Annotated in this window: 18 protein-coding genes; 8 read left to right on the plus strand and 10 right to left on the minus strand. The window is 68.6% G+C overall.

Annotated elements, in window-relative coordinates; all coding sequences use genetic code 11:
* Positions 1–5: 5 nt before the first annotated feature.
* Both manD and ACULK4_RS18000 read left to right on the plus strand, forming a co-directional pair.
* On the plus strand, positions 6–1,244 hold the full coding sequence (gene manD / locus ACULK4_RS17995) for a D-mannonate dehydratase ManD (protein WP_445963761.1): 1,239 nt from the start codon (positions 6–8) through the stop codon (positions 1,242–1,244).
* Positions 1,238–1,819: a gluconokinase, GntK/IdnK-type gene (locus tag ACULK4_RS18000; RefSeq protein WP_501043340.1), complete on the plus strand. Its 582-nt coding sequence runs from the start codon at positions 1,238–1,240 to the stop codon at positions 1,817–1,819. The genes manD and ACULK4_RS18000 overlap by 7 nt, the downstream gene beginning before the upstream one ends.
* Positions 1,820–2,400: 581 nt before the next feature.
* Here the strand turns inward: ACULK4_RS18000 and ACULK4_RS18005 are convergent.
* Positions 2,401–3,066 (minus strand): transglutaminase-like domain-containing protein, encoded by a 666-nt coding sequence (locus ACULK4_RS18005; protein WP_445963763.1) that lies wholly within the window; start codon positions 3,064–3,066, stop codon positions 2,401–2,403.
* A gap of 346 nt (positions 3,067–3,412) precedes the next feature.
* Between ACULK4_RS18005 and ACULK4_RS18010 the strand changes: the two genes are divergently transcribed.
* From ACULK4_RS18010 to ACULK4_RS18020, 3 genes are read left to right on the plus strand one after another with little or no spacing between them, the layout of a single operon-like run.
* The gene (locus tag ACULK4_RS18010) at positions 3,413–4,600 is read left to right on the plus strand and encodes a CE1758 family FMN-dependent luciferase-like monooxygenase (protein WP_445963764.1); all 1,188 of its coding nucleotides are present in this window, start codon (positions 3,413–3,415) and stop codon (positions 4,598–4,600) included.
* Entirely contained in the window at positions 4,600–5,085 is a 486-nt protein-coding gene (locus ACULK4_RS18015) for a MarR family winged helix-turn-helix transcriptional regulator (RefSeq protein WP_445963765.1), read from the plus strand. The genes ACULK4_RS18010 and ACULK4_RS18015 overlap by 1 nt, the downstream gene beginning before the upstream one ends.
* Positions 5,082–5,831 (plus strand): CE1759 family FMN reductase, encoded by a 750-nt coding sequence (locus tag ACULK4_RS18020; protein ID WP_445963766.1) that lies wholly within the window; start codon positions 5,082–5,084, stop codon positions 5,829–5,831. Before ACULK4_RS18015 ends, ACULK4_RS18020 begins: the two co-directional genes overlap by 4 nt.
* A 114-nt stretch (positions 5,832–5,945) precedes the next feature.
* Here ACULK4_RS18020 and ACULK4_RS18025 read toward each other — a convergent pair whose 3' ends face one another.
* From ACULK4_RS18025 to ACULK4_RS18035, 3 genes are all read right to left on the minus strand, one after another.
* On the minus strand, positions 5,946–6,050 hold the full coding sequence (locus ACULK4_RS18025) for a hypothetical protein (protein ID WP_501043341.1): 105 nt from the start codon (positions 6,048–6,050) through the stop codon (positions 5,946–5,948).
* Positions 6,051–6,251: 201 nt separating this feature from the next.
* Positions 6,252–7,979, minus strand: a complete 1,728-nt coding sequence (locus tag ACULK4_RS18030; protein WP_445963767.1) for an amidohydrolase — start codon at positions 7,977–7,979, stop codon at positions 6,252–6,254.
* The gene (locus tag ACULK4_RS18035) at positions 7,976–9,442 is read right to left on the minus strand and encodes an APC family permease (protein WP_445963768.1); all 1,467 of its coding nucleotides are present in this window, start codon (positions 9,440–9,442) and stop codon (positions 7,976–7,978) included. Before ACULK4_RS18035 ends, ACULK4_RS18030 begins: the two co-directional genes overlap by 4 nt.
* 107 nt (positions 9,443–9,549) lie before the next feature.
* Here ACULK4_RS18035 and ACULK4_RS18040 point away from each other — a divergent pair, with 107 nt between their 5' ends.
* Together ACULK4_RS18040 and ACULK4_RS18045 are read left to right on the plus strand one after the other, a co-directional pair.
* Complete coding sequence (locus tag ACULK4_RS18040) at positions 9,550–10,167, plus strand: TetR/AcrR family transcriptional regulator (protein WP_445963769.1); 618 nt, start codon at positions 9,550–9,552, stop codon at positions 10,165–10,167.
* 470 nt (positions 10,168–10,637) lie between these two features.
* The gene (locus ACULK4_RS18045; protein WP_445963770.1) at positions 10,638–11,675 is read left to right on the plus strand and encodes a TerC family protein; all 1,038 of its coding nucleotides are present in this window, start codon (positions 10,638–10,640) and stop codon (positions 11,673–11,675) included.
* Between the two features lie 71 nt (positions 11,676–11,746).
* On the opposite strand, the gene ACULK4_RS18050 is transcribed toward ACULK4_RS18045, so the two are convergent.
* Positions 11,747–12,550, minus strand: coding sequence for a universal stress protein (locus tag ACULK4_RS18050; protein ID WP_501043342.1), 804 nt, complete (start codon positions 12,548–12,550; stop codon positions 11,747–11,749).
* 441 nt (positions 12,551–12,991) lie between these two features.
* Between ACULK4_RS18050 and ACULK4_RS18055 the strand changes: the two genes are divergently transcribed.
* Positions 12,992–13,291 carry an HAD-IC family P-type ATPase gene (locus ACULK4_RS18055; protein ID WP_445963772.1) on the plus strand — a complete coding sequence of 100 codons (300 nt, stop codon included), beginning with the start codon at positions 12,992–12,994 and terminating at the stop codon, positions 13,289–13,291.
* A 196-nt stretch (positions 13,292–13,487) separates the two neighbouring features.
* Here the strand turns inward: ACULK4_RS18055 and ACULK4_RS18060 are convergent, their stop codons facing one another.
* Genes ACULK4_RS18060 through ACULK4_RS18080 form a run of 5 tightly spaced genes read right to left on the minus strand, consistent with a single transcriptional unit; the run spans position 13,488 to position 18,622 of the window.
* On the minus strand, positions 13,488–14,324 hold the full coding sequence (locus ACULK4_RS18060) for an ABC transporter ATP-binding protein (protein WP_445963773.1): 837 nt from the start codon (positions 14,322–14,324) through the stop codon (positions 13,488–13,490).
* A complete protein-coding gene (locus ACULK4_RS18065; protein WP_445963774.1) occupies positions 14,321–15,178 on the minus strand; it encodes an ABC transporter ATP-binding protein in 858 nt (285 codons plus the stop codon). The genes ACULK4_RS18060 and ACULK4_RS18065 overlap by 4 nt, the downstream gene beginning before the upstream one ends.
* Positions 15,175–16,050, minus strand: coding sequence for an ABC transporter permease (locus tag ACULK4_RS18070; protein ID WP_445963775.1), 876 nt, complete (start codon positions 16,048–16,050; stop codon positions 15,175–15,177). Before ACULK4_RS18070 ends, ACULK4_RS18065 begins: the two co-directional genes overlap by 4 nt.
* Entirely contained in the window at positions 16,047–16,997 is a 951-nt protein-coding gene (locus ACULK4_RS18075) for an ABC transporter permease (RefSeq protein WP_445963776.1), read from the minus strand. The genes ACULK4_RS18070 and ACULK4_RS18075 overlap by 4 nt, the downstream gene beginning before the upstream one ends.
* Positions 16,994–18,622: an ABC transporter substrate-binding protein gene (locus ACULK4_RS18080; protein WP_445963777.1), complete on the minus strand. Its 1,629-nt coding sequence runs from the start codon at positions 18,620–18,622 to the stop codon at positions 16,994–16,996. Before ACULK4_RS18080 ends, ACULK4_RS18075 begins: the two co-directional genes overlap by 4 nt.
* Between the last annotated feature and the right edge of the window lie 40 nt (positions 18,623–18,662).

Here is an 18,662-nt window from a genome sequence, read left to right on the forward strand (position 1 = left end):
CCACCGTGATCATCGACAGGGCCGAAGTCATCGTGACGAGCCCGGACCGGAACTTCGTGACGCTCAAGCTGACCACCGACGACGGGCTCACCGGCCTCGGCGACGCGACGCTGAACGGACGCGAGCTCGCCGTGGTCGCCTACCTGACCGAGCACGTCGTCCCTCTCCTGGCCGGCAGGGACGCCAGCCGGATCGAGGACACCTGGCAGTTCCTCTATCGCAGCGCCTACTGGCGTCGCGGCCCCGTCACGATGGCCGCGATCGCCGCTGTCGACATGGCCCTCTGGGACATCAAGGGCAAGGCCGCCGGCATGCCCGTCTACCAGCTGCTCGGCGGCGCCTCCCGCAACGGCCTGATCGCATACGGGCACGCCTCCGGGAAGGACACCGAGGAGCTCTTCGACAGCGTCCGCGAGCACCAGGCGGAGGGCTATCGTGCGATCCGGATCCAGACCGGCGTGCCGGGCCTGAAGTCGATCTACGGAATTGCGTCGAATGCCACCTACGAGGCCAACGAAGGGGTCAGGTACGACCATGAGCCCGCCCAGCGTGGCGGACTGCCGAACGAGGAGGATTGGGACACCCGCAGCTACCTCCGGCACATCCCGACCGTGTTCGAGGCGGTGCGCAACGAGTTCGGCCCCGACGTGCCGCTGTTGCATGACGGCCACCACCGGATGACGCCGATCCAGGCCGCGCAGCTCGGCAAGTCGCTCGAGCCGTACGACCTGTTCTGGCTCGAGGACTGCACGCCCGCCGAGAACCAGGAGGCGCTGCGCCTGGTACGCCAGCACACGACCACGCCGCTCGCGATCGGCGAGATCTTCAACACGGTCTGGGACTACCAGCAGATCATCCGCGAGCAGCTCATCGACTACGTCCGTTCCGCAGTCACCCACACGGGCGGAATCACGCACCTGAAGAAGGTGCTCGACTACGCCAGTCAATACCAGATCAAGTCGGGCATGCACGGCCCGACGGATGTCTCACCCGTCGGCATGGCCGCCGCGATGCACCTCGGCCTCGCCATCCACAACTTCGGCATCCAGGAGTACATGCAGCACGGCGAGAAGACGAGTGCGGTCTTCCAGCAGTCGTACACCTGGAACGACGGCTTCCTGCACCCCGGCGACCAGCCCGGACTCGGAGTCGAACTCGACGTGGACGAGGCCGGGAAGTACCCGTACGTCCGGGCCTACCTGCCGTACAACCGCCTCGCCGACGGCACCGTCCACGATTGGTAGACGGTGTGTGTGCACCCATAGAAGGCTCAGGGACGGCGGTCGGGATTGTCGTGATGGGCGTCTCCGGCTCCGGCAAGTCGACGATCGGCTCGCTCCTCGCGAACGAGCTGAAAGGACGGTTCATCGACGCCGACGACCTCCACCCCGCCGAGAATCGAGCGAAGATGGCCGCCGGCATCCCGCTCACCGATGAGGACAGATGGCCGTGGCTGGCCGACCTGGCCGCGGCGATGGACGAACAACTCGCCGAAGGGCGCTCGGTCGTCGTGGCGTGCTCGGCCCTGCGACGCCGGTATCGCGACCGGATCGCGAACTCAGGCCAAGGGCGTGTGGCGTTCGTGCACCTGCTCGCCGAACGCGACCGCATCGCAGAGAGGCTCGACGAACGGACCGGGCACTTCATGCCCTCCAGCCTGCTCGACTCCCAGTTCGAGACCCTCGAAGCCCTCGCTCCTGACGAGATCGGCATCGCGATCGACAACGAGGGCGAGCCCGGAGACGTCGCGCGTCGCGCCACGGCGCTGCTCGCCGGCCTGGTAGCGATCGGCATCGATTCCCGTGGAGCTCCGACGTGACGGTGTAGGCCGCATGAGTTGGGCGACGAACCGAAGTAGTCGCTCAGGGCGACGACAGACGAGATCCGCGGGATGGAATCAGCGGTTCGAGCCCACGAGGCGGGGGCCTTCGCGCCCCCGCCTCGAATCATTCGGGCCGACTCAACACCAGCCTGCAATCCGCATCCCCGCCATCGCTCGCCGCGAGGTCGCTCACGATTAACTCACGGTTTTGCCGAGTTCACCACAACTCATTGCGTCTCACTGTCCGCGGAATCCTGCGGCTCGTGAGCCCGAGTGAAGCACCGTGAACCGGCACTGAGGAACTTCTGCTTCCTAAGCAGACGGCACGCGATCCTGATTGCGGGATCGACTCACCTACGCTCGAACCGTGGCGCGAGGTGAGCAACGGTGGCTGGGGTGCAGCGCCCTCGACCGCAAGATCCTGATCCTGGGAGATGCCGCGATTTCGTCAGTCCGAAGCGACGCGGCCTGATATCGCCCGGAAGCCACGGACTTCGCCTCCTCCGACGGCGACGGGCGAGCAACCCGTTGGCATCGGTGAAGTGAAGACCCAACGCCGACCCACAAATCGACACGGCCTAGGAGCCGCGCGCGTATCTCTGGCGGGCGACCCAGTCGCGCCGGACGTTCTCGAGCACCGAGCCGAGGTGGGTGAACGGCCAGAGCCAGGGGTACAGCTCATGTACCCGAGACAGGATGGTGAAGTGGACGTTTCCGGGCGTGTTCCCCTCGTCGCCGCAGCACACGTCGCGCTCCTCGCCGTCGACGCGGACGCGGAGCCAGACATGCCCTCTGATGCCCGCCGGCTCGGGCATGCCGTGGACCTCGCCCGCGGGGAAGTGGCAGGACCGGGCGTGGACCGGGCGGGCCTCGATGCCCAGACGTCCGTAGATCTCGCGGAGCGCAAGCGCCTGCTGCTGGCAGTAGCCCATGCCGCGCTCGAACGCGCGGGCGGGAGTGTCCCACGGATTCCGTCGCGAGTAGTCGAACTTGCGGGCGGCGAGATGCTGGACGAAGCCGACGAGTTCCCAGCCGTCCAGGCCGGTCGCGGATGCCTTCGTCATCGCATCGTCCACCGTCGTCACGCCGTCGACCGTGGTGCGCCCCGCCTGCGGCAACCGACGCAGCCCCGGCACGGTGAGCAGGAACACGCCGAACGCCACGCCCAGTCCGAACAGGGTGCGGCGGAGGAGCCGCATGTCCGGACGACCGAACTGTGCAGGCTTGGATCCACGTACCCTCATGCCTTGAAGGTACCCGTCATGGCGATTCGAGTCCGGTGGATTCGGACGTAGGGCAAGCGACCGTCACGCGCCACACCTCAGCCGACGTGCCGACGAGAGCGCGCAACTGACGCGGTTCGCATCCCGGACTCAAACGAAGGCCTCCTCCGGATCGCGCGCGTGCGGATCTCGCCCTGAATGACACATCTGTGCTCCTAAGGGCCGCCCAGGGCACGACTCTCGATGCAGGATCGGCCGTAGAGCTGAGAGACCTCACGGAAGTGCAGGACTGGAATACTTGCGCAGTCATGTTGTTGCATTGTTTGCGCAGTCATGCAAACAGCTGACGCGCGGCAGGGAGCAACTCATGCAGTTCGGCATCTTCACCGTCGGAGACATCGCACCCGATCCGCTGACCGGATACACCTACAGCGAGGCGGAGCGGATCGACAACATCATCCGCACGGCCGTCCGCGCCGACGAGGTCGGGCTCGACGTCTTCGCCCTCGGCGAGCATCACAACCCCCCGTTCGTCCCCTCGTCCCCGACCACGATGCTCGGGCACATCTCGGCGATGACCGAGCACATCGTCCTCAGCACGGCGGTGACGCTGATGACGACGAACGACCCGGTCAAGATCGCCGAGGACTACGCGATGCTGCAGCACGTCGCGAAGGGTCGGCTGGACCTGATGGTCGGGCGCGGGAACACGGTGCCGGTGTATCCGTGGTTCGGCAAGGACATCCGCCAGGGCGTCGCGCTCACGCTCGAGAACTACAACCTCCTGCACCGTCTCTGGCGGGAGGACGTCGTCGACTGGGAGGGGAGCTTCCGCACGCCGCTCCAGGGCTTCACCTCCACGCCTCGGCCGCTCGATGATGTGCCGCCGTTCGTGTGGCACGGCTCGATCCGCACCCCCGAGATCGCTGAGCAGGCCGCGTTCTACGGAAACGGGTTCTTCGCGAACCACATCCTCGCGCCGAACTTCCACTTCAAGCCGTTGGTGGACCTGTACCGACAGCGCTACGCGCACTACGGGCACGGCACTCCCGAACAGGCGATCGTCGGCCTCGGCGGCATGTCGTTCATCTCGAAGAGGTCGCAGGACGCGATCGAGCGCTTCCGGCCGTACTACGAGAACTACCCGATGTTCCGAGGCTCGCGCCTGGAGGACCACATGGCTGCCACCCCGCTCACCGTCGGCAGCCCGCAGCAGGTCATCGACAAGGTGCTGACATTCCAGGAGGGCTTCGGCGACTACCAGCGCCAGCTGTTCGCGATCGACGGCCTCGCTTTGCCGGTCGACATGGCGCTCGAGCAGGTCGAGCTCCTCGGCACGGAGGTCGTGCCGGTGCTGCGCGAGGAGATGGGCGCTCGACGTGCGGCGGACGTTCCGAATGCTCCGACGCACGCCTCCCTCGTCGCCGCCAAGTACGGCGACCGCGAGCCGCGCCAGCCTCGGCCCAACCCGAACCGAGGTGACAACCTTTCGGGGACCTCGCCCTACCAGGACTCGGATCCCGCGCAGCGGGCCAGATTTCCCCTGGTCGCCTGATGAGGGCCGCCGAGGTGCGCCTCGCGAACGAGACGTGGGAGGCGATGTTCCGCGCCCAGGCGACCCTGGCGCAGGAGTTCGAGTACACGGGCGACTGGGGCCAAGTGCTCCCTCGCGAGTACGGGGTGCTGTATGCACTCGCCGGCGCGCCCGAGGGCGTGCGCATGACTGCGCTCTGCGATGACGTCCTGCTGACGCAGGCTGGCATCTCGCGGCTCGTCGACCGACTCGAGCGCAGGGGGCTCGTCGAGCGCCGCCCCGACCCCGACGATGCTCGCGCGACCCGGATCCTCCTCACGGAGAAGGGCGCCGCGGTGCAGGTGTCGAGCGGTCGGATGCATGCCACGCAGGTCGCTCAGGCGATGCTGCGGGCACTGGACGCGGACGAACTCGCCGAACTGGGAAGGCTGAGTCGCAAGCTGCTCGCCGCGGCCCAGGCCACGGGCACCCACGCATCCGAAGAGACTGAGAGGACGGAATCATGAGCGAGGCACTTGCAGGGAACCGAGCGGCCAGGATCGCGGTGATCAACGGCGGCGTGAGCGATCCCTCGTCCACGCGGCTGCTGCTCGACCGGATCACGCAGAAGGCGATCGATGCGCTCACGACGCGGGGGTTCGAGGCGACGGTGTCGACAATCGACCTGGGACCCCTCGCGGTGGACATCGCCCGCTCGCTCATCTCCGGTCTCCCGTCCGAACCGGTGCAGGCGGCCATCGACCGGTTGGCCGCCGCCGATGCGATCGTGGTGGGCACTCCGGTCTACAAGGCGGGGATCAGCGGGCTGGTCAAGTCGTTCGCCGACCTGCTCGACAACGACCTCCTGCTTGCGAAGCCGATCGTGCTCGCGGCGACGGGCGGAAGCGCGCGGCACTCGATGGTCGTCGATGAGCAGCTGAGGCCGCTCTTCGCCTTCCTCAGGTCGATCCCGGCGCCGACCTCGTTGTACGCCGCACCCGAGGACTGGAGCTCGTCGGACCTCGGGCGACGGATCGCGCGGGCGGCGAACGAACTGGCCGCGTTGGTGGGCAGCGGCATCGCATCGGCGATCGCAGACGAGAACTGGGACAAGCATGACCACTACTTCTCGGGGAACGCGTCACGCGCCGAGCGCGGGGCCGAGGACGTCGATTTCGCTTCCGAGCTCATGCGGCTCGCCGCCGGCGGGCCCTCGGGCCCGGCCCACAGACTCAGCGGAGCGACCCTGGGCGGCGAACGGCTCGACGGATGACCGCCGACGCGGTCGCGCGGCGCCTTGTCCGTCGAGAGATGCGGCGGAATCTGCCTTCCATGTCTCGGCCGCGATCACGAACGAAGAACGGCGGGGCCCTCGACAACGCCGCAGTCAACGCGCCATGAATCCGCCACCGATCGGAAGGTTGACTCCCGTGACCCGGGTGGACTCGTCGGAGGCAAGGTAGACGCAGTCCCACGCGACGTCCTCGGGCATCCCGAGGCGCCGGATCGCGCGGGACCGCGGGAGCGGTGCTCGGCCTGCTGGAGGCGAGGATGGACGGTCGCACCAGCATCGGCCCGGTGCTCACCGCGGCCCGGTTCCACCCGCGCGCGTCGACCCCGACGGTCCCGGCGGACCGCTCATCCGCCGACACCGCGGTGAGCCTCGGACGGGACGCCCCGTTCTGGAGGCGGCTCAGTGCGCGTGCACGTGGGCGCCGCTTCGGCCGCCCTCCCGCACCGGATCCTCGCCCACGGCGTCGCCGACCGGCTCGGCGATCGCGCCGGTCGAGTGCACGACGCGCCCGCCGACGACCGTGAGCGCGGCGTGCTCGCCGAGCAGGGCGGCGGGATCATGGGCGTGCGCGTAGAGGTCGCCCGACCACGCGACGATGTCCGCGTCCATGCCGGGCGCGATGCGGCCCCGCGCGTTCTCGAGGTGCCAGGCGCGCGCGCCGTGCACCGTGTAGGCCTCGAGCGCACGGTCGGGGCCCACGCGCTCGGCCGTGGTCCAGGCATCCGACCCGTCGAGGCCGGCACGGGTTGCGGCCGAGTACAGCCCGACGAGCGGGTCCATCTCACCGACCTGCCAATCGCTCGAGAACGCGACGGTCGCTCCGGACTCGAGCAGGCTGCGGAACCGCCACGCCCGATCCCAGCGACCTTCGCCGACGTTCTCCATCCAGGTACCGCCGACGAGATCGGGTGAACAGTGGCGAGGCTGCATCGCCGCAGTGACGTCCAGCGCCGCGAAGCGGGGCAGGTCATCGGGATGCAGGCACTCGACGTGGACGATCCCGTGGCGCCGATCGCTCGTGCCGTTGACTCGCGCCGCATGCTCGATCGCGTCGAGCGCGAGACGGATGCCGCCGTCGCCGGTGGCGTGCGTGTGCGTCTGGAATCCCATCCGGTCGAGCTCGCTGACGATGCCGACGAGTTCGCGGCCGCCGTCGGCGGCGTAGCTCGGGCGTCCGCGCAGGCCCGGCCGATTCGCGTAGTCGTCGAGCATGAGTGCGGTGTGCGGCTCGATGACGTCGTCGGCGTACAGCTTCAGCGGACCCAGGCGAAGCAGCCCCGCGTCATCCGCTCGCCTTGCCGCATCGTCGACGGCTGTGCGGAGCGACGACCGGAACGCGGCATCCGCACCGACCGGATGGAACAGGGCGGCGATCACCCGCGAGGTGAGCACGCCTTCGGCGAGCGCCCGCTCGAACAGCGGCAGCTCGGCGAGCGGCACCTGGGGTTCGACGACCGTGGTGATGCCGAGCGCGGTAGCCATGCGCATGCTGCCTCGCAGCTTGCGGTAGCGGCGATCGGGCGAGTACATCGGGATGTCGCGCTGCAGCGCCGCCAATCCTGCCACGGTCATCGCGCTGGTGTAGAAGTCGGTGATCCATCCGGTCGCCTGTCCCCCGGCGTCGCGTTCGGGTCGGCCCCAGGCGATGTCCCCGCCAGTGGTGATGCCGAGAGCGGAGAGGGCCTGGCGGTTCAGCCACACGGAGTGCTGGTCGTAGGTCGTCACGAAGATGGGACGACCGAGCGGGTCGAGCCCGTCGAGGTCCGCGGCATTCGGTCGACGGTCCGGGACGATCGAGTACACCGCGTTCTCGGCGCAGATCCAGTCCAGGTCCGGGCGACGTCTCGCGAACTCCGCGATCCGGCGGCGCACCTCCGGCAGCGTCCGGGCACCCTCGAGGGAGACGGCGTCGTCGTCGAAGCCGAGCAGGAGGTGATTGTGGCTGTCGATGATTCCGGGTGTCACGAACCGGCCGGTCGCATCGATCGTGCGTCGTGCCGCAGGGGCGTCGGCGAGCGAACCGACGTAGGCGATGCGGTCTCGCGCGATGCCGACTGCCTCGGCCCAAGGTCGAGCGTGATCGAACGTGCGCACGCGGGCGCCGGTGATGAGCAGGTCGAGGGTCATGCCACCGGCTCCTCGGTGTCGTCGACGACGTCGAACATCCGCACCGACGCTGCGCGAGGCCGAAGGTAGAGCACGAAGTACGCGTATCCCGCGGCGACGATGCCGAACGCGATGCCCAGGCTGAGCCACTGCGCGGGATCGAGGATGCCGATCACGAAGAGCGCCGCGATCGCCAGCAGCGCGACGCCGGGAGCGAGCGGCCAGAACGGCATCCGGTAGGCGTCGTCGTGCCCGCCCTCTCGCACGGAGCGACGCACGGCGAGCGCGGCGACCGCGATGAATCCGTAGCTGAAGACGAGCGTCGACCCGGTGGCGTTCAGCAGGAGGTCGAATGGGATGAAACAGGCGGCCAGGGCGAGGGCGCCCATCGCGATCGTCGCGGGCACGGGCATCCGCGTGGTCGCCGAGACACGCGAGAGCGGGCGAGCGAGCGCGGCCGGCACGGCACCGTCCCGTGCTGCGGCGAAGAGCAGGCGGCCGGACTGCAGCGCGATCGCGATGATCGCGTTGATGATCGCGAACGCCACGCCGAGGAGGACGAACATCGTCACGGCCGGCCCGCCTCGCTCGGCGAGGAAGCTCTCGACGGGAAGCGCGGCGCCGAAGAGCGCCTCGAGCGACGGGGCACCGAGGAGCACCGCGGTCAGCGGGATGAGCTCGGCGAGCACCGTGATGATCGCACTCCAGAGCACCGCCCGGGCGATCGTGTGCCTGGCGTTCCGCGTCTCCTCGGCGAAGTAGACCGCACCGCCGTAGCCGTTGTACGAGAAGATGCCCTGCGTCACGACGAGCACCAGACCGGCGATGCCGATCGGAGCCAATCCCCCGGTGGCTGCGTCGAGGGCCTGCGGGTCGAGCAGGTCGGTGATCGGGCGTTCGATCTGCACGAGACCGAGGACGGCGAGGAGGGCGAGTGCCGCCATCTCGACGAACAGGAACGCGCCCGTCACCCAGGCGTTGGTGCGGATGTTGAAGCACGCCGTGACGGTCGCGAGTGCGATCACGATGAGCGCGGTCGCGAGCGGGTCGATTCCGGCGATCGCGACGCCGAGGTAGTCGGCGACGCCCAACCCGAAGATCGCGATGATCAGCGGCAGGCTGACCATGCCGATGAAGAAGACGGCGGCGCCGGATGCCGGCCCGAGCACGCGGCTCACGAGGGAGTAGTCGCCGCCCGCGATCGGATGGTGCGAGGCGATCTCGGCGTAGCAGAAGGCGATGAGGATGCTGATGACGCCCGCCAGTGCGAAGCCCCAGAAGACGCCGGTCCCGTAGCCGGCGAGCGCGGCGCCGCCGAGGATGAAGACGCTCGAGGCCGGGGAGATGCCCGAGAGCGTGATGAGCACGTTGCCGCCGACGCCGAGCGAGCGGGACAGCTGTTCGCCGTTGGTGGTCGTCGCGGAGGTGTCGAGCGCGGGGGCGCTGCGGGCGGGCGCGCCGCCGGCGGGGGTCTGGCTGGACATTCGTCGGCCCTTCATGGTCGAGGTCCGACCGTGTGGTCGGAATTCTTCGACATCGGTGTCGAAGAATTCGAGAAGCGTGCCATGCGCCCTCGGGTACTGTCAAGCACATGGCACGACCACGCAGGCAGGAGGCGCGGCGGGCGGCCCTCATCGAGGCGACGTATGCCGCGGGTCGACGACACGGCCTCCGCTCGCTCTCCCTGACGGATGTCGCGGCGCAGGCCGGCCTGAGCCGGGGTGCGGTGCTCTACTACTACGAGGACCTCGACGCGCTGCTCGTCGAGGCGCACACCGCGGGCGTCGAACGGTTCTGCGATCGCCGCGACGAGCTCGTCGCCACGCTCGCCGACCCCCGTGAACAGCTGGGCGCGGCGATCGACGCGGGCCTGCCGACCGGGCCGGATGACGCGCTCATGAGCCTGCTCTACGAGTTCGACGTGCTCGCCGGCAACTCCGCACTGCACGACGAACTCGTGCAGAAGCTCTACGTGCGCCAGCTCGAGACCTACACGCGCATCTTCGCCGCGGGCCGGGAGGCCGGTGTGTTCTCGCCGGCACTGCCCGACGACGAGCTGGCGATGACCTTCGTCGCCCTCGAAGACGCCTACGGCCTGCACATCGTCGGCGGCAACGCCCTCATGACCGTGCCCAGGGCCGCCGCCAACATGCGCGCGGTCGCGGGCCAGCTCGGCTGCCCGACCTCGGCGGGCGAACCGGTCGAGTAGGCCGCGATCGGTGATGCATGGCGCCGGACTGCGCCGGCGTCACCAACTTGGCCATCGAGCGCGAAGATGTCGGCGAGCGCGTCGAGGCCCGCTTTGGAAGCCATGCGACGGTCGCGTGCCCGCCCCCGTGTTCTAGCGAGCAAGCCGAGCTGGTGGATCCGATACTTCGACTACCTGTAGGCGGCCACGACGCTCGATCCAGGCGGTCGTCGTAGCCACTCGATGTTCGCAAGTTCGAGCGGATTGTCGCACCCAGCAGCCGTCGACGACGGTCATCCGCCCGAACTCATCAACGCGCGCTGTTCAGGAAGCACGCGGCGAAGGCCTCTAGGATTGGCAGTCCAAGGGGAGTACTCCGGCACGGTCGCTCGTCACTACGGATGCACGTCGCATCCCGGGCCATCGGTTCCTGATCGAGGGATGGAGAAGACCTTGGCGTCGATCCGTTCACGCCAGGCTTGGAGCTTCTCTTGAATGTCACCCCGCTCGTCTGGGTCATCACGGTCGCGGTCACGGTCGCCTTCTTCATCTACGAGTTCTTCGCGCATGTGCGCAAGCCCCACGAGCCGACGATCGGGGAGTCGGCTCGATGGTCGGCGTTCTACATCGCCCTCGCGCTGCTGTTCGGCGTCGGTATCGGCGTCGTCTCAGGCTGGACGTTCGGGGGCGAGTACTTCGCGGGCTATCTGACCGAGAAGGCGCTGTCGATCGACAACCTGTTCGTCTTCCTCATCGTGATGGCGAGCTTCGCCGTGCCGAAGATCTACCAGCAGAAGGTCCTGATGATCGGCATCGTCATCGCGCTGATCCTGCGCGGCATCTTCATCGCCGTCGGTGCCGCACTGATCGAGAACTTCACCTGGGTCTTCTACCTGTTCGGTGCGCTGCTGCTGTTCCTCGCCTACCAGCAGGCGTTCTCGCACGGCGATTCGAACCCTGCCGACGGCAGGTTCATGCGTTTCGTCCGCCGGCATCTTCCGGTGACGAACGAGTACCACGGGGACAAGCTCACGGTGCGAATGGATGGCCGGCGATGGGTGACGCCGATGCTGCTGACCATCATCGCCATCGGCTTCGTCGACCTCATCTTCGCCGTCGACTCGATCCCGGCGATCTACGGGCTGACGGAGGAGGCCTACATCGTGTTCACGGCCAACGTGTTCGCGCTGATGGGGTTGCGGCAGCTCTTCTTCCTGATCGGCGGCCTGCTCGAGCGACTGGCGTACCTCGCTCAGGGGCTGGCGGTCATCCTGGCGTTCATCGGCGTGAAGCTCCTCATCCACGCCCTGCACAAGAACGAGTTGCCGTTCATCAACGGCGGCGAGCCGATCACGGTGATCCCCGAGATCCCGATCTGGCTGTCACTGCTGTTCATCGCGGCGACGATCGCCGTGGCGACCGTCGCCAGCCTCATCAAGACCCGCGACGCACGCCGCACGCCGATGGCCGATCAGCCGTCGGCCGAGGTCACCGAGAAGGACGCCCGTGAGGACCGTGCAGTCTTCTGACGCCCCTCCCGACGCCAGCTGCGATGCAGGGCTCGAGCGTGAGTGACCGCGTGCCGGCGCTTGACCTCGACTCAGGCCGGGCGTGCCGCGGGTACGACGAGCACGGGTCGATGCGCGTGGTGGAGCACCGCCTTGGCGACGCTCCCGAGGAGGAGTTCTCGGCTGGCCGACCGGCCTCGGGATCCGACGACGATCGCTGCCGCACCGTGCTCGGATGCGTACTCGCCGAGGGCGACCGCGACGGCGCGCGCGCTTCCCGGTCGACCGTGGAGCGGGATGCGGACCGTCTCCTGATCGTTGCCGCCGATCGTCTCGCTCTCGTTCGACGATTCGACGGTGACGCGCACGAGCGTTCGGTCCGTGAACAACCGCGCGGCGGCCTCCGCCGCCAGTTCGGCGGCGGGTGAGCCGTCGAAAGCGATGAGGACGGGCCCGGAAGCGGCGGCGGCCCGCTCCGACGTCGTGAGGGGGAAGGGAATCACCAGGACCGGCACTCGGCTGACATGCACCATGATGTCGGACGTGCTGCCGAGCACCGCTCGCGCGCCGCTCAGACCCCGGGAACCCAGGACGACCAGATCGAAACCGCTCTGTTCGGCCAGTCGAGCGAGCTGGTACCCCTCGTTGAAGGAGCGCTCCACCAGTTGCTCGGCATCCCACCCGGCTGCGCGGACCAGCGTGGCGCCTTGGCCTGCGACGCGTTCCGCCTCAGCCCGGCCTTCCTGTTCGATGAGGTCGACGAGTCGGTCGACGGTCTGCGCTCGGTCCGCCAGCCGCTGCCGCAACTCGGGCGAAGCGAAGGGCGGATCCCACAGGTGGACGACGGTCGCCGACGCCCCGGGAATCAGTCGGGCGGCCGTCTCGGCCGCGTCCATGGCGCTCCGCGAGGCGTCATAGCCGAAGAGGATCCGCAGGGGCCGAGATGCTGTCTCCCTCGTCGGCATCCCGGTTCCTCTCTGCCACGTCGTCGCTCCGCTAATGGTGCAGGCCCTCACGGACGAGCCGTCAGGGCGAAGGTCCCGTTCCGCTGATCGGCAATCACACGCGGGGCGAGGTCCGATCGGACGTCTCGTTCGATCCGCTTGGCAAGCCCGTGTCGCGGCTAGGGGTGGAGGAGTCGCGGTACGACTGATGGTGAGCTCCGACGTGGGACTGCACAGGTCGTGACCACAGGCGTGACCGGTCGCATCTCATGGTGCTCAACCCGGCGAGGTGATGAAGATGACGACATCGGCATCGCCATCCGCTCACCACCGGTTGGCGGCCCATGAAGTGGGGCGATCACCGCAGCGCTGGGCGAGCACATCGACTCGGCGGTGATCTTCGGTGTTGTACTGGTCAACGCCCTCGTCGGATTCATTCAGGAGTCCAAAGCGGAGGCGGCCCTCGAGGGCTTGCGGTCGATGGTGCGGACAGACGCGAAGGTGATCCGCGATGGCCAGCAGCAGTCGCTGTCCTCCGACGTCCTGGTCCCCGGTGATCTCGTCCTGCTGGAAGCGGGCGACAAGGTCCCGGCCGACCTCCGCCTGACCAGGTTGGCGGAGCTTCAGGTGAATGAATCGGCGCTGACGGGCGAATCGGTGCCGGTGGTCAAGGATGAGGACGGTGCTGCCTGACGCGAACCCGGAGGCGGACCGGCGCAACATGGCCTACTCCGGCACCCTCGTGACAATGGGAAGCGGCGCCGGGATACATCGGCATCACGTCGGTTCGATCGAGTTCACGCGCCTTCGATGAACCGGGCCGCACGACGTCGACGGTTCAGCGTGCAATTCCTCCCGCGACCGCGGGTCCGGCGGGTAGGCGCCTCGGTCAGGCGTGCACGATCGCGGCGAGCTCCGACCGCCTACGCGGCTTCCATCCGGAACGGGGGACTGCCGCGATGAGCGATCGCGTGTACTCGTGCGCCGGCTGCGTGAGCACCTCCGTGGCCGTGCCCTCCTCTACGACGCGTCCCTGTTCCATCACCGCCACCCGATCGGCGATCTGGTTGACGACGGCGAGATCGTGGGTGATGAAGAGGTAGCTGATGGGGCGTTGCTCGCGGATGTCGGCGAGGAGGTTCAGGATCTGTGCCTGGATGGATACGTCGAGTGCGGCGACGGCTTCGTCGAGGATCACCAGTCGTGGGTTCGCGGCGAGGGCGCGAGCGATGGCCACGCGTTGGCGTTGACCGCCGGAGAGTTCGTGCGGGAGCCGGTCGGCGTATCCGCCGCCGAGGCCGACGTCGTCGAGCAGGTCGGCGACGACCCGGCGCCGGTCGTCGCTGCGGAGCTCGGGCCGGTGGATGGCGACGGAGGTCTCGATGACGGTGCCGATACGCTGCCTCGGGTTCAACGATGAGTACGGGTCCTGGAACACGTACTGCACTTCGCCCGCCCAGCGGACACGGTCGCGGTGACGGCGAGGCGCTGCATGCCGGGCCTGCCCGCCGACAGCGATGGTGCCGGAGGTCGCCTGTTCGAGGCCGACGATGGTCTTGGCGACCGTGGTCTTCCCCGAGCCGGACTCACCGACGATGGCCAGGCACTCCCCCGGGTGGACGTCGAGGTCGACACCGTCGACGGCGATGACGGGTTCGGCGCCGCGGATGGGTGACGGGTACTCCTTGCGGAGCTGGCGGACGGTGAGGACGGCGTCGGCGCTCATGCGATGCTCCTTGACTTCAGCTCTTCGTGGATGACGCGGTTGTACCGCAGGACGGGCAGGCGCTCGGCGCGGTGTTCGATGCTCGGCCGGGCTTCGAGCAGTTCGCGGGCGTAGGGATGCTGCGGGGCCTCTGCCACGCTCGGACCCTGTTCGACGATCTCGCCGGCGTACATGACGGCGAGCCGGTCGCAGCACGCTGCGGCGAGTTCGAGGTCATGGGTGATGAACAGCAGTGCGAGCCCTCGCTGGGTGCGCTGCTCCTCGAGGATCGCCATGACGTCGGACTGGGCGGTGACGTCCAAGGCCGTGGTGGGTTCGTCGGCGAGCAGCAGCTTCGGCTCGGCGAGCAGCACAGAGGCGATCAGCACGCGCTGCAGGAGCCCTCCGGAGAGCTGATGCGGGTACTGGCGAAGCCGACGCCCGGCGTCGCGCACGCCCACCTCGGAGAGCAGCGCGACCGCGCGCTCTTCCGCCTGCGCGCGCGAGACGCCGCGCGTGGTGGTCAGCGCCTCGGTGAGGAAGTCGTCGATGCGGTGCACCGGGTTGATGTGGGCGCGCGGGTCTTGGAAGATCATCCCGACCTCGTGCCCGCGGAAGCGGCGCAGCTCATCGCGTCGCATGGCGAGGACGTCCTGTCCGTCGTACCGGACGGTGCCGCCGACACGGAAGTTCGTCGGCAGCAGCCGCATGATGGTGCGGGTGGTGAGCGACTTCCCGGAGCCGGATTCACCGACGAGAGCGACGGCCTCGCCGCGGCCGATGTCGAGATCGACGCCGTTGAGCAGTCGGTGGTGGCCGCTGCGCTGGGGCGCGTCGACGGTGAGGTCGCGGATCTGGAGCAGAGGCTGGGTCACTTGGGGCTCCTTGCCGTGGCGGTGAGGCGGTCGCCGATGACGGTGACGCACAGGACGATGAGCACGATCAGCGCGCCGGCCGAGGCGGACTCGGTGAAGAACCCGCGGAGGACGCTGTCGAAGCCGCTCTTGACCATGAGGCCGAGGTCGGCGGTGGGCGGTTGCACGCCGAGCCCGAGGAACGAGATCGCGGCGAGGTCGATCACGGCGAACCCGAGGGCTGAGACAGCCTGTGCGACGATGAGCGGCTGCAGGTTCGGCAGGAGCTGCCGGGACATGATGGCGAACCCGCGCTGGCCCTGCAGCCAGGCCGCGGACACGTAGGGCAGGCTCCGCTCGCGCAGTGCGGCACCGCGGACCACCCGGGCGACGTACGGAATGTATGCGACGGTGAGGCCGGCCACGACGGTGGCGAAGCTCGGGCCCCAGAGCGCGACCGCGATGAGGGCGAACACGATGCCGGGCACGGCGAACATCACGTCGAGCACCCACGAGATCACCGCATCGACGCGGCCGCGGAACCAGGCGGAGGTCAACGCGAGCACCGTGCCGATGACCGTCGAGGCGAGGATCACGATGCCGGGGCCGATGAGGGTGAGCCTGGCGCCCCAGATGAGACGCGAGAGGATGTCGCGACCGAGCGCATCGGTACCGAGCCAGTGCGTGGTGCTGGGCTGGGCGAGGACGTTGAGCAGGTCGGGTTCATCGGGGTCGTGCGGTGCGGCCCACGGTGCGAGGACGGCGACGAGGATGATCACCCCGAGGACGGCCGCGGCCGCGATGCCGGTCGCGCCGAGCCGGTCCGCGGGCGTGCTGGTGCGGCGGACCTTGGTGCGGAAGGCGGGCAGGGCGGTGGTGGCGAGTGTGCTCATGCGGTCCTCCCGAGGCCGATGCGCGGGTCGATCACGCTGTACAGCACGTCGACGATGGCGTTGATGATGACGAAGCCGAACACCATGACGAGCACGACCGCCTGCACGACGGCGAAGTCTCGCTGGAGGATGGCCTTGACCAGGAGCGAGCCGAGTCCGTCGAGGGCGAACACGTTCTCGACGATGACGGTGCCGGCGATGAGGGATGCGATGGTCAGGCCGAGCACGGTCGTGATGGGGATCATCGCGTTCCGCAGGATGTGGCGGCGGACGACGACGCCTCGCGGGAGCGCTCGGGCGACGGCGGTCTGCACGTGCTCGCGGCCGCGTTCCTCGTCGACCGAGGCGCGGGTGATGCGGGTGAGGTACGCGGCGCTGCCGACGGCCAGCGCGATGGCCGGAAGCGTCAGGTGGTAGATGGTGTCGAGTCCGCCGGTGCCGCTGCCGAAGACGGGGAACCAGCCGAGAACCACGGCGAAGATGCTGATGAGTGCGACGCCGATGACGAACACCGGGGTGGAGAGCGCGACGGAGGCGAGTGAGGAGATCGTGGTGCCGACGGCGCCGCCCTTGAGCGCCGCGTACGTTCCCACCGCGATGCCGATGAGCGCGATGAGCACTCCGGCGATGGCGACGAGGGCGACGGTCGTGCCGATGCGGCCGCCGATCATGTCCGCGACATCCTGCCGGTACACGATCGACTGGCCGAAGTCGCCACGGAGCACGTCGCCGAGCCAGCCGAAGTAGCGGATCAGGAACGGTTCGTCGAGGCGGTACTTCTCCGTCACGGCCGCGATCTGCTCCTCGGTGCCGCCGCGCGGGCCGAGGAGGAACGACAGGGGGCTGCCTGGCGCGAGGTAGAGCAGCCCGAACACGATGAACGACGTGACGAGCAGCACGAGCGCGAGGCTCGCGAGGCGCTTGAGCGCGTAGGCGAGGATGCTCACTTCGACTCCTTCCCGCCGAGGTCGGCGGCCCAGGGGTAGTACAGGTAGGCCATCGATGCGGTGGCGCCGGAGATCCCGGCGTCCTGCACGAGGATGGTGGGCAGCGTCACGAGCGGGGTCCACGGCGCGCCCCGCGTCACGGCCTCCTGGATCTCGACGACCTTGCGGGCCCGCTCGGCCGGATCGAGCGTCGCGATCGCATCGGCGACCTGGTCGCTCACGACGTCGTAGCCGCCGTAGTTGTTGTAGCCGCCGTCGACGAAGACGGTGTAGGCCTCGAGCGGGTCGGGGAAGTTGCCGTACCAGGTGGTGAAGAAGCCGTCGAGGCCTTCACGCGCAGTGGCGTCGTTGTAGAGGTTGCCGAACTGCTCGACGGGGATCACCTTGGTGCGGATGTCGAGGCCCAGCTTCTTGCCGGCTGCCTGGATGACGTTGGCGGTCTGCTCGTGCACGGCCGAGCTGCCTTGGATGCCGATGGTGATCGGCCCCTGCGGGCCGGCCTCGGCGACCAGTTCCTCGGCGAGCCCGAGGTCGGTGTCGGTGTCGAACGCGTCGTACGCGGCCGCGAAGGTCTCCTCCTCGTACCCCCAGTAGTCGGGTCCGGCGAGGGATGGCGCGGCCAGCGCTGCACCCTGGAGCACGACGCTCGCGATGGCGGTGCGGTCGATCGCCGCCGAGAGCGCTCGGCGCACACGGTCGTCGGCGAGCGGGCCGGTCTCGTTGGCGCCGATGAGAGCGAAGAACACGAGCGACTCGCCGAAGTCGAGCGTGAGCGCCTCCTCGTTCTGCAGCTGGATGAGGCCGGCCGGCGGAAGGTAGAAGTACTGTCCGTCGATCTCGCCGCCACGAAGCGCGTTGACGGCGGTCGACTCGTCGGCGATGAAGCTGAACTCGATGCGCGCGACCTTCGGCTGCATCTCGTCATCCCAGTACGCGTCGTTGCGTTCGATGACGAGCGTGCGGCCAGGCGACCAGGAGGCGAACTGGTAGGGCCCGGTGCACATGAGGCCGGTCTGCGGCGTGCCGTACGACTCGCCCGAGTCGTCGGTGAAGCCCTGCTGCGAGATCGCACCGGCGGCTGTGGCCATGGCCTGCTCGAAGAGTGCATCGGGCCGGGTGAACGTCACCGTCACCTCGAGTGGACCGGTCGCGTCGATCGATGCGACGTTGCCGTAGTAGCCCGCGAAATAGGAGCCGTTGTCAGGATTCAACTGCCGGTTCAGGCTGTAGGCGACGTCCTCCGCCGTCAGCGGCGTGCCGTCCCAGAACTCCACGCCCGAACGGATCGTGTAGACCTGCGTGAGGTCGTCGGGCTTGTCGACGCGTTCGGCCAGTCCGGGTTCGATGTCCATTTCGGGGGTGAGTCGCAGCAGGGACTCGCAGAGGTTCGCGATGACGGTGTTCTCGGCGTAATTGAACGAGCGCATCGCGTCGATCGAATACGGCTCGTACGGCAGGTTCCAGCGGACCACGTCGAGTTCACCGGTGCCCGGCTCGGTCGTGGTGATGAGATCCGACCGATCGATGGCGGCCGCGTACGGGTCGGCTCCCGGCAGGGAGCAGCCCGTGAGCGTGGCGACGGCGGCCGCGACGGCGATCAGGGGGGCGACGCGGGGGCGTGGCATGGAGACTCCTTCGTCTTCGGTGCTGGGCTGCGGGTTGGGC

It is taken from the genome of Agromyces selenitireducens (genome assembly GCF_052748465.2).

Excerpts from the sequence above, each read along its gene's own strand:
- ACULK4_RS18005 (WP_445963763.1), bottom strand. The coding sequence starts at position 3,066 with ATGAGGGTACGTGGATCCAAGCCTGCACAGTTCGGTCGTCCGGACATG.
- ACULK4_RS18010 (WP_445963764.1), top strand. The coding sequence starts at position 3,413 with ATGCAGTTCGGCATCTTCACCGTCGGAGACATCGCACCCGATCCGCTG.
- ACULK4_RS18015 (WP_445963765.1), top strand. The coding sequence starts at position 4,600 with ATGAGGGCCGCCGAGGTGCGCCTCGCGAACGAGACGTGGGAGGCGATG.
- ACULK4_RS18020 (WP_445963766.1), top strand. The coding sequence starts at position 5,082 with ATGAGCGAGGCACTTGCAGGGAACCGAGCGGCCAGGATCGCGGTGATC.
- ACULK4_RS18025 (WP_501043341.1), bottom strand. The coding sequence starts at position 6,050 with ATGCCCGAGGACGTCGCGTGGGACTGCGTCTACCTTGCCTCCGACGAG.
- ACULK4_RS18030 (WP_445963767.1), bottom strand. The coding sequence starts at position 7,979 with ATGACCCTCGACCTGCTCATCACCGGCGCCCGCGTGCGCACGTTCGAT.
- ACULK4_RS18035 (WP_445963768.1), bottom strand. The coding sequence starts at position 9,442 with ATGTCCAGCCAGACCCCCGCCGGCGGCGCGCCCGCCCGCAGCGCCCCC.
- ACULK4_RS18040 (WP_445963769.1), top strand. The coding sequence starts at position 9,550 with ATGGCACGACCACGCAGGCAGGAGGCGCGGCGGGCGGCCCTCATCGAG.
- ACULK4_RS18050 (WP_501043342.1), bottom strand. The coding sequence starts at position 12,550 with ATGGACGCGGCCGAGACGGCCGCCCGACTGATTCCCGGGGCGTCGGCG.
- ACULK4_RS18060 (WP_445963773.1), bottom strand. The coding sequence starts at position 14,324 with ATGAGCGCCGACGCCGTCCTCACCGTCCGCCAGCTCCGCAAGGAGTAC.
- ACULK4_RS18070 (WP_445963775.1), bottom strand. The coding sequence starts at position 16,050 with ATGAGCACACTCGCCACCACCGCCCTGCCCGCCTTCCGCACCAAGGTC.
- ACULK4_RS18080 (WP_445963777.1), bottom strand. The coding sequence starts at position 18,622 with ATGCCACGCCCCCGCGTCGCCCCCCTGATCGCCGTCGCGGCCGCCGTC.